Source organism: Campylobacter estrildidarum (assembly GCF_005406205.1).
GTDB classification, from domain to species: domain Bacteria; phylum Campylobacterota; class Campylobacteria; order Campylobacterales; family Campylobacteraceae; genus Campylobacter_D; species Campylobacter_D estrildidarum.
Genome location: NZ_NXLZ01000021.1, coordinates 1 through 11,148, shown reverse-complemented (window position 1 = coordinate 11,148; position 11,148 = coordinate 1). Strand labels below are relative to the sequence as shown.

Genomic DNA, 11,148 nt, shown 5'->3' with positions numbered 1-11,148 from the left:
AAAACTTAAAAAAGAATTTAGAAATAAAAAAGCATAATTTTTCATCTAAGTATTGAATTTAATTATTTTGAAAGATATTTTTATATTTTTCAAAAATAAATTTAAAATTCAAGAAAAACAATCCCAAGCAACTTTGATGATGGTGATACCTACTACGATTAAAAATAAGCTTTTAATAAATTTTCCATTGGTTTTTAGTACAAGTTTAGAGCCTAAAAAGGCTCCTAAAATTTGACCAACGCCCATTATCAAACCTACTTTCCATAAAACTTCATATTGCCATAAAAAAATGATTAAAGCAATAATATTGCTTGTGAAATTTAAAATTTTTGTATTCATGCTTGCTTTTTTCATATTAAAGCCAAGCAGGGTTACACAGGCAAATATCCAAAAAGATCCAGTTCCAGAGCCTAAAAAACCATCATAAAAACCTAAAGTCAATCCACATATAAAATAGAAAATTTTAATATTTTTAATTTTAGGATCGTTTTCATATTTTCCTAAATTTGGACGCAAAGCTGTATATAAAAAGGTTAAAGTTAAGCATACTAAAATGATAATCTTTAAATTCTCATCTTTAACAAAAAGTACACTATAGCTTCCTATAACTGCACCAATTGCAGTAAAAAATATTCCCCAAGCAAGATGAGGTAAGGTTGTAGATTTAAAATAGGTGATTGTTGCGGTAAAAGCTCCACACACACTTTGAACTTTATTGGTTGCAATGGATAAATGTGCAGGAATTCCACAAGCTATAAGTGCTGGCAAAGTTATAAGCCCACCTCCTCCGACTATAGAGTCTATAAAACCTGCAAAAAGTGCTGCGAAGAATAAGATAAAATAATAAATAGTGTCTAAATGTTCAAAGCCCATGCATCAATCTCCTTGCTTTGCCCTAAGCGATAAAGTGCAAAATCGTACTTAATAGGATCATTTGCATCAAATTCTCTTAGTTTTTGTGTGAGTTCTAATACACTTTTATAATCATATATTTTACGCTTTAAAAGTCCTAAAGTCAAGGAAATTTTAAAAAGATGAGTATCAAGCGGGATTAATAGGTCTTTTGTGTGTATTTTGGTAAAAATTCCAAGATCAAGTTCATCTTTTCTAACCATCCATCTAAGATACATATTATATCTTTTAAGAGGTGAAGTTGGAATATTTTGCCAAATTTTTCCAAAGAAAAAATCATATCCATAGCTAGAATAAGAATTAAGTTTTCGAATTTTTTGCATAAAAGCAAGGATAACATCTGTGGTATTTTGTCTTTTTTGATAGGCTTTTGTAAAAAGTTCATTGAGTGAAATTTCATTTTTAAGCCTTGAAAAGGTAATAAAAATTTGCATAATATCTTTTTCATTTTGAAAACGATACTTAAACCCTTTTAAATCCTTTTGAATTTGTTTTTCGCTTAAGTTAAGCAAAGAAAAGTCGAGCTTATTTAAAAAATTAACTATATTCTTAGCATTTCCATAAGCAAACAAAGCACAAAGCAAAGCTATAAATTCATCTTTGTAAATTTTAGCTATTTGCAAAGGATCTGGAGTTTCAAATAAAGATTTGTCAGTATTTTTTAAATCTACTAAAATATCAAGCTTATTCTTGAGCACATTAGCACATTTCAAAATACTTCCTTAATTATTTTCTTTACTAGAGTTATGATTTAAGCCCTAGTAAAGTATCCAACATCTGATCCACAGTAGAAACAATTTTTGCCGCAGCTCCATAGCTTGATTGCCATTGTATAAGTGCGGCAAGTTCCTCATTTGTATTGACGCCACTTTTAGATTGATATTCGCTATATACAGAATTATAAAAAGTTTCATTACTAGCATTTACCACATTATTATTTTCTCCATCAGATGCTATTTTGCCTGTAAATTTACGATAGTATTCTTCCATGGTAAGATTATCAATAGTCCCATCTTCATTATAAAAATTAATTTTATTATACTGAAGTTGTATAATCTTGTTTGCCATATCATTACCACTATCTACCCCATTTAAACTAGCTCTTACGGTACTTGGATCATTTAAAATAGAATCTTTTACTTTGATATCACTTGCACTACCTCCGCTAAAAAATCCTCCTACACTGAAAGCACCTGCAAAATTAGTTCCTTTATCTTCTATAGCAATTTTAAATCCTGACTTTGCATTGATTTGAAATAAGCCGTCTCCAGATATTGAATCATAGTTAAAGCTTACATTGATAAGGTCGTCAACATCATCATTAGGATTTTTATTTCCATTATCATCGGTATTAGACTTGATTTGACGCACAATGTCGTCCATCGTTGTATTGACATCAATATTAATAGTTTTTGTAACTTTTTTATCGCCTTTTTCATCGTAAATTACAATATCAAAGCTTCCTGGTTGTATAGTTCTATCATAATTCATTAAAGGAATATTTCCTTGAAGTCCTGGAAGATAATCAGAAGTTACAGAAGTTTTTGCAGAACTAGCATAAAGATTATTAGTTTCATTAATCATAGTTTTTGCAAAAGTATCTAAAGAATCCATATAACCTTGAATAATACCATCATTATATTTTCCTTTGACTTTATCGTAATCTCTACCACGTAAATCAAGTTGAGCTCCTAATTGTCCACCTGAAATTTTTCCTGTTAAATCTCTTATTTTTTCATCTGCAGTTTCATAGTAAATACTATAAGATTTATTTTTATCATCATAGTCAAGTTTTAATGGATGAAAATTGATCCCATCAACTATACTAAATCCTTCTATGCTAAGATTGTATTGGTGTCCTGGATCTGTTATTGTGGTATCTAAACGATTATCTTGATTGATTTCTGTTTTGCTAGCTACAGCACTTACGAGTTTTGAAAGCGTAAGCTCAAGTTCATCTCTTCTATCTCTTAATTCATTGGCATGTTCGGTTGGAAGAGCTTCTTGACCATAAATTTGTTTATTGATAGTAGCAATTTCTTCGCCAATTTTATTTATTTCTTCAACAGTTGATTTAATATCATCATTAATTTTTTTTTGCATTTTATCAAGGGTTGAAAAAGTATTATTAATGCTTTCGGTTAAAGTTTGAGAAGCTTTTACTAGAGCTATTTTAGTAGCATTTTCATTTGGATTAGATGCAAAATCATTCCAAGCTTGATTATAATTTTCTAAATCTTGTAAAATTCCCTTATTTTGCAAATCAGGAAAACGCTCAGATATTTCCTGTAAGGTCGAGGCCATATATTTGGTATATTCTAATTGAGTTGAAGCCCCTTTTAATTTAAAATAAGAATATTCATCATGCAAACGAACTATACTCTCAATAGCTGTTCCAGTTCCTACTTGAACTCCGCCATTTGTAACATAACCATTGGTTGTTTGAACCACTCTTTGGCGAGTATAAAAAGTTGCGTTAGCATTGGATATATTATTACTTGTAGTTGCAATTTGTACTTCATTCGCTTTTAAACCAGTAACACCTGTATATAAAGTTCCAAAGATACCCATATTTTTATTCCTTACACATTAATCTTAAAAATTGACTCTGGCGTAGTCTTTTTATCACCATAAGCATTATTCGTTCCATCATTGAGATTAAACATTTTATTCACTAAGCCATCATAAAAATCTTTAACAATAAGAACAAATTTGGCATATTCTTTATTCGTAGTATGTAGGGTTTGAAGATTTTTTTTAAGCAAATCTAATTTTTGCTTATCTTCTTCATCGAGCAACTCACTAAGCCCTTTAGTAGAACTATTGTTTAACTCTACTAAAGAAGCATCAAGCTGTTTTTTGGCCGTTGTAAATTCAGAAATAAGTTTATTTTTTTCTTCAACGCTAGGCGCAACAGTATCGTGTTTAGCAACTTTTATGTTTTCGATATCTTCTTGTGTCAATGCTATTAATTTTTCTAAAATAGCATTAACCTCATCAAGATGTTTTTTAAGCATTTTCTCTCCTTTTTACTCAAAAAAGAGAGAAAATTTTTTACATTAAAGAATCAGCTATGGCAGCTGCTGTGGCCTTTGTATCAATTTTATAAGTGCCATTCTTAATTTGTTCTGCAATTTTTGCAACCTTATCATTCTCTGTTTTTTGAGTGTCGTTTGTTTTAGTTTCTTTATTTACTTGAGCTGTATTTAATGTAGAGCTCGCTACGTAGCCTTGTTGTATAGGATTTATCATTTCTGCCTCCTTGAAATTGTATTTAATAATCCTCTACAACCTATATCGGCTAAAAATTAAAAAACTTAACCCCTTTCTTTTAAAAAATCGTATAATAATTTTGAAAAACCCATTCCACCGCTTAAAGCCTTGCTCATAGTGTCATTATACATCGATGAATAAATTTCATCACTCGCATCTTTTCCAAAAAGTGAATTTTGAGTTTTTAAAGTCACATCTAAAACCTGTTTTAAAAAAACTGCCTCAAAAGCATCGGTTTGTTCTTTTAAAGCTTCATCTTCTTTTGTTTTAGTCACTATATCATTATCATTTACTTTGATATTAGATTCTAAATTTCTTGATGCTTTATTTAATAAAACATTGTTCATATTAAATGTATTTAAAAAATTATCTACTTTCATTATATTATCTCCAAATCAGCTGTAATAGCACCTGCGCGCTTTAAATTTTCCATAATAGCTATAATATCATTTGGAGTTGCTCCAAGTTTATTAAGCATTCTAGCTATATTTGCGACTGTGCTTTTACTGTTATTGATTCTTAAAGTGTTAGAGGTTGGATTTATAAAGCCACCATCTTTCATATCAATCTCATTTTGTGCTGGAGCTGTGTTATTGTTTGGATCTATTTTTATAGTAATATCCTTATGAGTAATTAAAACAGGCTCAACTTCTACATCAACACCTGCTATCACTGTTCCTGTTCTTTCGTCGATAATTACTTTACTTTCTGGAGTATAAGCTATATCTTGATTTAAAACTCTTGCCATAAAGTCTACATTTGAAAAATCTTCAGGTTTTTTAAGTTTTATAGTGCGTGAATCAATAGCTTTGGCAACATCTTCTCCAAAAATATTATTAAGAACTCTTTCTATATTACTAGCAGTTTGAAAATCCGCTACTTTCAAACTTAAAGTTAAATCATTGTTTTGACTAAAATTTTGTGGAATTTCTCTTTCTACATTGGCTCCACCCATAACAGTAGCTGCTGTAGAATGGCTACCTGCACCTCCAGGTCTAGCTGTGAGCCCTCCTGTTGAAATAGAGCCTTGTGCTATAGCATAAATTTCCCCATCAATTCCACGAAGTGCGGTGAGTAAAAGAGTACCACCTTGTAAAGATTTTGCATCTCCTAATGATGATACTGTGATATCAAGTTTATCTCCACTTTTAGCAAAAGCGGGAAGTTTTGCTGTTACCATTACAGCTGCTGTATTTTTTGATTTAATGTCTGCTGGATCAACTTTGATATTCATACCCTGTAAAAGGTTAGATACTGACTGAAGGGTAAATTTAGAACTTGTCCCATCTCCACTACCATTAAGACCTACAACAAGTCCATAACCTATAAGCTGGTTATCTCTAACACCAACTGTGTTTGCTACATCCTTGATTTGTATTGCAAAAATACTTGTCATAAAGAGTAAAAAAAGCATTAAAACTCTCATGGATTATTCCTTTAATCTATGTTTATATAAATATAAAGCAAAAAGTGTTCCAATTTTAAGAGCTTAATTTTTCAGAGTATTTTGATAAAAACTAAGAGTGGTTAAGCCGAATTTTTTAGATTTATTTTTTTGAAATTCTTCTATATTTTGTGAAAGTTCTATTTTGGAATGATGTTCAAAAATAATTTTTTCTAAATTATTTCGGTTTAACATTGTTAAAAGGCTATAAATTTTTTCATAAATTTTTTCAAAGCCTTTTCTGATATCAAAAGGTGGATCAAGATAAAGAAAAATAGGGATATTTTCTTTAGTTAATTTTTCTACAAGTTGAGGTAAAATTTCAAAGGTATCTCCTTGGATTACATTTAAATTATTGTCTATTTTAGAATTTTGAACAGCAATTTTATAAGCATTTTTATCAAGTTCAATAGCATATGATTTTAAGGCATAATTACTTAAAGCTTCAGCGGCCATCAAAGCGCTTCCACCAAAGGCTTCTATAAAAATTTTATTTCTTAAATTTTGCCTTATTGTATTAAAAACACAAGATTTCACTATACTTTTAGTACTTCTTGTTTTCTCAAGTGAAGGTAAAAGAAGTTTTTTTCCTTTATATTGACCACTTTCTATATAGGTATAGATTTTAGATTGAGTTGAATGATTTTTATTTGTTTGCTTATTTAATTTTGATGTATTTTTTTGATTATTTAAAAAGTCCTTTACATGGATAAAATCTTTATTCATCCATTAAAGCTTTTACAAGTTTGTCTTTAAGCTCACCAATAGCAAGATCTATTTTTATTTGATAATCTTTTCTAAATTCTTCAGCTATAGAATCTATTTTTGCTTCCAAAATTTTCTTTTTTTCTTCCGCAAGTCTTTGTGCTGTAGCCTTTAAGGCATTGTCAAAATCGTTTAAAGATTTAAACAACACTTCTTTACTAAATGGAACACTTAAAAATGGAGAGTTTGGAGCTATAAGAAACAAAGGTTTAACGCAAGGAATTTTTTCATCACTAATGATAAAATCACAATCTTTTTTCATCACTAGGTGTTCTTTTAAAAAAAGTTCTAAAGCTTTTTCTATAAGAACATCTCTACATTCTAAAGAAATTTTCATATTAGGGTTACTTTTAATTCGTGATTTTGCAAAGAAGGGTTTTTAATACCTTGAATCAAAGATAGAAACTCTAAATGACTTAAAACATAAAAATCTTTAAAATCTCTATTACTCGCGTCCATAAGTTTTTTAGCACAAGTATCAAACATAAAAAAATCTTTAGGATTTTTTACGACTAAAAAATCACTCCCGCTATCATAAGCGTCTAAAAGAATATTTGCTGCCATTTTATAGCTAAGCTCACTATTAAGTTTTAAGAGATCAAAACCATTATTTTTTTCAGCGTTTTCATATGAAATAAATTTAGCTTTAATTTTTGATTTTAAATTATCACAAGATTTAAAACCATAAAAAGCTATGTTGAAATTATTAAAATCATATTTAATCTCGCCAAGTTCTTTAATTTCATTTTCAAAAGCACTATTTTTAGGCAAATCAAAATGCAATAAATCTTCATCAAAAAGCCCTAAATTTAAAATTTCTTTTTTTAAATTTTCAATCACATTTTCTACTTTTTCATTAGTGCCATTAATATGATAAAAAATTCCTTTTTCAGGATCAGAAATAACTTTTAAAATCTCCACTTTTTTATCTGGATATTTTTTGATCATTTCAAACGCAAGGTAAAATAAAGCATCTCCCATATATTCAGGAAGAAATTCTAAAATTTCATTGGCATAATATAGATAGTCGTATTTTTCATAAAATTTTTTATCTTCTTCGTTACCAAATGGAGCAAGATATTTGTATTTGCTTAAAAAATCATCCTTATTAATGATCAAATCTTTTATCGTTCTTTTTGTGCTTAGCGGTTCAATAACAAGATTAAAATCATGCTTTTTAATCAACTCTTCCAAAGGGGTATTGAGAGGTAAAATTTGTTTATTAACAACTATATGAGAATTCTCATTTTTTTCAAATTCGAAATAAATATCATCATCTTGCACTTGCAAAAGCAAATCATAAAGAGTGGCAAAATTTTCATAGTTGCTATAAACATAAGGTTTATAATAACTCTCATAATCTTTATTTTTATCAAATCTAAAAAGTCTAAGTTCTAAATTTCTCATAATTTTTTCCTTAATATCTTTAGGATAAATATTATATAAAAAAAAATTAAAATTTAATAGAATTTAAAAAGAAATTTCATAAAATTTTTTTATGAATAAGGAAGATTTTATAATTCATGCTTTTTTAAATGAAAAAAATGGTGATGATGGTGCTGTTATTGATCAATGGTGTTATAGTAAAGATTTATTTTTTGAAAATGTGCATTTTAAAAGAGAATGGCTTACTTTGGAGCAAATTGCCATTAAGGCAATGCTAGTTAATATTTCTGATGCTATTGTGATGAATGCTGAGCCAAAATACGCACTTTTAGGACTTGCTTTGCCCAATTTAAGTAATGAAGAAATCAAAATTTTGCAAAAAGGTTTTTTAAAAACAGCAAAAAAATTTGGTATAAAAATCATAGGTGGTGATACGATTTATAATGATAAAATTGATATTAGCGTTACTATTATCTCTAAAGTTAGAGAAAAAGCTGTGTTTAGAGAAGGCTTAAAAAAAGGACATTTACTAGCCTATACGGGAAATTTGGGGGAGAGTTTAAGAGGGCTTGAAATTTTACAAAATGGTGGTAAATTAAATTTAAGCCATCGTTTTATAAAACCTAAATTAAGAGCAGATTTTTTTTATGAAATCGCTCCTTTTATTTCTTGCGCAATGGATATTTCAGATGGTTTGAGTAAAGATTTATCAAGGCTTTTAGCAAAAAATAAATGTGGCATCGAATGGCTAAAAAATTTAGATGATTATACTCTTTACAGCGGAGAAGAATATGAAATTTTATTTGCTTTTGATGAAACACAGCGTTTTAAGATAGAGCAAATTGCAAAAAAACATCGCGTGAAATTAAATATCTTTGGAAAAGCAGTGAAAGGAAAGTATGAATTTAACGGAAGAGAACATCATTTTTAAGCCTTTATATAGTTTAAAACATACTCCTATTAATGCGTATTTTAGTAAAAATAGTGATGATTTTGTGGTGCGTGAAAAAGCTTTGTATGAATTTAGCGGCAAAGGCGAACATCTTATTTTACACATTAATAAAAAAGATTTAAGCACCAATGAAGCTTTAAGAATTTTAAGCGAAATTAGCGGAGTAAAAATACGCGATTTTGGTTATGCTGGACTTAAGGATAAGCAAGGTTTAACCTTTCAGTATATTTCCATGCCTAAAAAATTTGAACACACTTTAGCAAATTTTTCTCATCCAAAATTAAAAATTTTAGAAACTTTTACCCATGAAAATAAATTAAGAATAGGGCATTTAAAGGGCAATTCTTTTTTTATCCGCTTAAAAAAAGTTTTACCAAGCGATGCTTTAAAACTTGAACAAGCTATTATCAACTTAGACAAACAAGGTTTTGCTAATTATTTTGGATATCAGCGTTTTGGTAAATTTGGAGATAATTACAAAGAAGGACTTGAAATTTTGCGTGGCAAAAAAATGAAAAATGTCAAAATGAAAGAATTTTTAATTTCAGCTTTTCAAAGTGAACTTTTTAATCGTTATTTGAGTAAAAGAGTGGAATTATCGCATTTTTCAAAAGAATTTAGCGAAAAAGAGCTTATGCAAATTTATCATATCTCCAAAGAAGAAGCTAAAAGTTTAAAAAGACAAGATCATTTTTTTAAGCTCTTAAAAGGTGAGGTTTTGGGACACTATCCTTTTGGTAAATGTTTTTTATGCGAAGATTTAGAAAGTGAGATTAAGCGTTTTAAGATAAGAGATATTAGCGCTATGGGACTTTTAATAGGTGCAGAAGCGTATGAAGCTAAAGAAGGCTTGGCTTTAAATTTAGAGAATGAAATTTTCAAAGATGCTTGGGAATTTAAAACTAAAATGCAAGGTTCAAGACGCTTTATGTGGGGGTATTTGGAGGATGTTAAGTGGCGATACGATGAGCAAAAAGCACATTTTTGTATAGAATTTTTCTTACAAAAAGGCTCTTATGCTACGGTGATTTTAGAGGAGATTTTGCATAAAAATTTATTCGAATAAAATCACTCTGCTTTTAAAGCGATTAAAACACCTTCAATCATTTTTTTGATATCTCCATCTAAGATATTATCTACTTGAGAAAAGGCTTCTCCGCTGCGATTGTCTTTGACTTGCTGATAAGGAAAGAGTACATAAGAGCGGATTTGATGTCCCCAGCCTATCTCGCTTTTTTCGCCTGAATTTGCACTATCTTGTTGTTTCATGAGTTCAAGCTCATAAAGGCGAGATTTTAGCATTTTAAAAGCGGTTGCTTTGTTTTTATGTTGGCTTCTATCATTTTGGCATTGCACGACTATTCCTGTTGGAAAATGCGTGATTCTAACGGCTGATTCTGTTTTATTGACGTGCTGTCCGCCTGCACCACTAGCACGGTAATAATCAATCCTGATATCTTTTTCTTCGATTTCAATCTCTATGTCATCATCAAGTTCAGGACTTACCATAACACTTGAAAAGCTTGTATGACGACGTCCGGCACTATCAAAAGGAGAAGTTCTTACTAAGCGATGAATTCCATTTTCAGCCTTTAAATAACCATAAGCATTATCACCCTTAACTAAAAAGCTTACGTCTTTAAGTCCTGCTTCATCGCCTTCTTGAAAGTCAAGAGTTTCAACCTTAAATCCTTCTCTTTCGCAAAATCTTAAATACATTCTATAAAGCATACTTGCCCAGTCATTGCTTTCTGTTCCACCTGCTCCTGGATGAATGGAAACAATTGCGTTTTTGCTATCATTTTCTCCACTTAAAAGCATGGAAATTTCAAGACTTGTTATCGTATCTTCAAGCTTTGGTGCATCATTAAATAAAGCTTCTAAGGTTTGCATATCGTTTTCTGCATTAGCTAAATCAAAAAGTTCGCTTGCATCATCAACAGCAGATAAAGCTTCTTCGTATTTTTTTAATAAATTTGCAATTTTAGTTTTTTCTTTTCCGATAACTCCGGCTTGCTTAACATCACTCCAAAAAGAAGGAGAATTTTCTAGCTCTTCGATTTCTCTAAGCCTTTCTTGAATGTTTTGTGGTTTGATGATAGAGGCTATATTGCCTACTTTATTTTTAAGAGTTTTTAATAATTCGCTAAATTCATAATTATCCATAAAAATTTCTTTCTAAAGTTAATTTTACGCAATTTTAACAAATTTTATCAAAAAATAAGCTAAGTCTATTTTTAATCGTAGTAGGTATCACCATCATCAAAGTTGCTTGGGATTGTTTTTCCTAAAAAATTAGTCTTTTTGTAATTTGCTTTTTTAAAATATAGAAAAATGCTATTTAGAATGATTAAAATTAATCTTTGATATATAAAGGATTTATGTTTTTTTACTCTTAAATTCCTTCTTCAACTTC

13 protein-coding genes are annotated in these 11,148 nt (G+C 29.5%); 2 read left to right on the top strand and 11 right to left on the bottom strand.

Features of this window, described 5'->3' with window-relative positions:
• Positions 1-108: 108 nt before the first annotated feature.
• From CQA69_RS08355 to CQA69_RS08310, 10 genes are all read right to left on the bottom strand, one after another.
• Entirely contained in the window at positions 109-873 is a 765-nt protein-coding gene (locus tag CQA69_RS08355; protein ID WP_137621327.1) for a TSUP family transporter, read from the bottom strand.
• A complete protein-coding gene (locus CQA69_RS08350) occupies positions 855-1,625 on the bottom strand; it encodes a TIGR02757 family protein (RefSeq protein ID WP_137621326.1) in 771 nt (256 codons plus the stop codon). Before CQA69_RS08350 ends, CQA69_RS08355 begins: the two co-directional genes overlap by 19 nt.
• A 31-nt stretch (positions 1,626-1,656) precedes the next feature.
• Positions 1,657-3,483 carry a flagellar hook-associated protein FlgK gene (gene flgK / locus CQA69_RS08345; protein ID WP_137621325.1) on the bottom strand — a complete coding sequence of 609 codons (1,827 nt, stop codon included), beginning with the start codon at positions 3,481-3,483 and terminating at the stop codon, positions 1,657-1,659.
• A gap of 11 nt (positions 3,484-3,494) precedes the next feature.
• Complete coding sequence (locus tag CQA69_RS08340; RefSeq protein ID WP_137621324.1) at positions 3,495-3,929, bottom strand: flagellar protein FlgN; 435 nt, start codon at positions 3,927-3,929, stop codon at positions 3,495-3,497.
• A 37-nt stretch (positions 3,930-3,966) separates the two neighbouring features.
• A complete protein-coding gene (locus tag CQA69_RS08335; RefSeq protein ID WP_137621323.1) occupies positions 3,967-4,164 on the bottom strand; it encodes a flagellar biosynthesis anti-sigma factor FlgM in 198 nt (65 codons plus the stop codon).
• Positions 4,165-4,229: 65 nt separating this feature from the next.
• Positions 4,230-4,565 carry a rod-binding protein gene (locus tag CQA69_RS08330; RefSeq protein WP_137621322.1) on the bottom strand — a complete coding sequence of 112 codons (336 nt, stop codon included), beginning with the start codon at positions 4,563-4,565 and terminating at the stop codon, positions 4,230-4,232.
• A complete protein-coding gene (locus tag CQA69_RS08325) occupies positions 4,565-5,611 on the bottom strand; it encodes a flagellar basal body P-ring protein FlgI (RefSeq protein ID WP_137621321.1) in 1,047 nt (348 codons plus the stop codon). The genes CQA69_RS08330 and CQA69_RS08325 overlap by 1 nt, the downstream gene beginning before the upstream one ends.
• Positions 5,612-5,674: 63 nt before the next feature.
• Positions 5,675-6,355: an RsmD family RNA methyltransferase gene (locus tag CQA69_RS08320; RefSeq protein WP_137621320.1), complete on the bottom strand. Its 681-nt coding sequence runs from the start codon at positions 6,353-6,355 to the stop codon at positions 5,675-5,677.
• A complete protein-coding gene (locus CQA69_RS08315; RefSeq protein ID WP_137621319.1) occupies positions 6,348-6,731 on the bottom strand; it encodes an ornithine carbamoyltransferase in 384 nt (127 codons plus the stop codon). The genes CQA69_RS08320 and CQA69_RS08315 overlap by 8 nt, the downstream gene beginning before the upstream one ends.
• Positions 6,728-7,801, bottom strand: coding sequence for an HdrB C-terminal domain-containing protein (locus CQA69_RS08310; protein ID WP_137621318.1), 1,074 nt, complete (start codon positions 7,799-7,801; stop codon positions 6,728-6,730). The genes CQA69_RS08315 and CQA69_RS08310 overlap by 4 nt, the downstream gene beginning before the upstream one ends.
• Before the next feature lie 91 nt (positions 7,802-7,892).
• Here CQA69_RS08310 and CQA69_RS08305 point away from each other — a divergent pair, with 91 nt between their 5' ends.
• Together CQA69_RS08305 and truD are read left to right on the top strand one after the other, a co-directional pair.
• Positions 7,893-8,711, top strand: coding sequence for a thiamine-phosphate kinase (locus CQA69_RS08305; protein WP_137621317.1), 819 nt, complete (start codon positions 7,893-7,895; stop codon positions 8,709-8,711).
• Positions 8,680-9,798, top strand: coding sequence for a tRNA pseudouridine(13) synthase TruD (gene truD / locus CQA69_RS08300; protein WP_137621316.1), 1,119 nt, complete (start codon positions 8,680-8,682; stop codon positions 9,796-9,798). Before CQA69_RS08305 ends, truD begins: the two co-directional genes overlap by 32 nt.
• A 2-nt stretch (positions 9,799-9,800) precedes the next feature.
• On the opposite strand, the gene prfB is transcribed toward truD, so the two are convergent.
• Positions 9,801-10,898, bottom strand: coding sequence for a peptide chain release factor 2 (gene prfB, locus CQA69_RS08295; protein ID WP_137621315.1), 1,098 nt, complete (start codon positions 10,896-10,898; stop codon positions 9,801-9,803).
• Between the last annotated feature and the right edge of the window lie 250 nt (positions 10,899-11,148).

Bases quoted from the DNA above. Each gene is read 5' to 3' on its own strand.
- CQA69_RS08355 (WP_137621327.1), bottom strand. From the start codon at position 873: ATGGGCTTTGAACATTTAGACACTATTTATTATTTTATCTTATTCTTC.
- flgK (WP_137621325.1), bottom strand. From the start codon at position 3,483: ATGGGTATCTTTGGAACTTTATATACAGGTGTTACTGGTTTAAAAGCG.
- CQA69_RS08340 (WP_137621324.1), bottom strand. From the start codon at position 3,929: ATGCTTAAAAAACATCTTGATGAGGTTAATGCTATTTTAGAAAAATTA.
- CQA69_RS08335 (WP_137621323.1), bottom strand. From the start codon at position 4,164: ATGATAAATCCTATACAACAAGGCTACGTAGCGAGCTCTACATTAAAT.
- CQA69_RS08330 (WP_137621322.1), bottom strand. From the start codon at position 4,565: ATGAAAGTAGATAATTTTTTAAATACATTTAATATGAACAATGTTTTA.
- CQA69_RS08325 (WP_137621321.1), bottom strand. From the start codon at position 5,611: ATGAGAGTTTTAATGCTTTTTTTACTCTTTATGACAAGTATTTTTGCA.
- CQA69_RS08320 (WP_137621320.1), bottom strand. From the start codon at position 6,355: ATGAATAAAGATTTTATCCATGTAAAGGACTTTTTAAATAATCAAAAA.
- CQA69_RS08315 (WP_137621319.1), bottom strand. From the start codon at position 6,731: ATGAAAATTTCTTTAGAATGTAGAGATGTTCTTATAGAAAAAGCTTTA.
- CQA69_RS08310 (WP_137621318.1), bottom strand. From the start codon at position 7,801: ATGAGAAATTTAGAACTTAGACTTTTTAGATTTGATAAAAATAAAGAT.
- CQA69_RS08305 (WP_137621317.1), top strand. From the start codon at position 7,893: ATGAATAAGGAAGATTTTATAATTCATGCTTTTTTAAATGAAAAAAAT.
- truD (WP_137621316.1), top strand. From the start codon at position 8,680: ATGAATTTAACGGAAGAGAACATCATTTTTAAGCCTTTATATAGTTTA.
- prfB (WP_137621315.1), bottom strand. From the start codon at position 10,898: ATGGATAATTATGAATTTAGCGAATTATTAAAAACTCTTAAAAATAAA.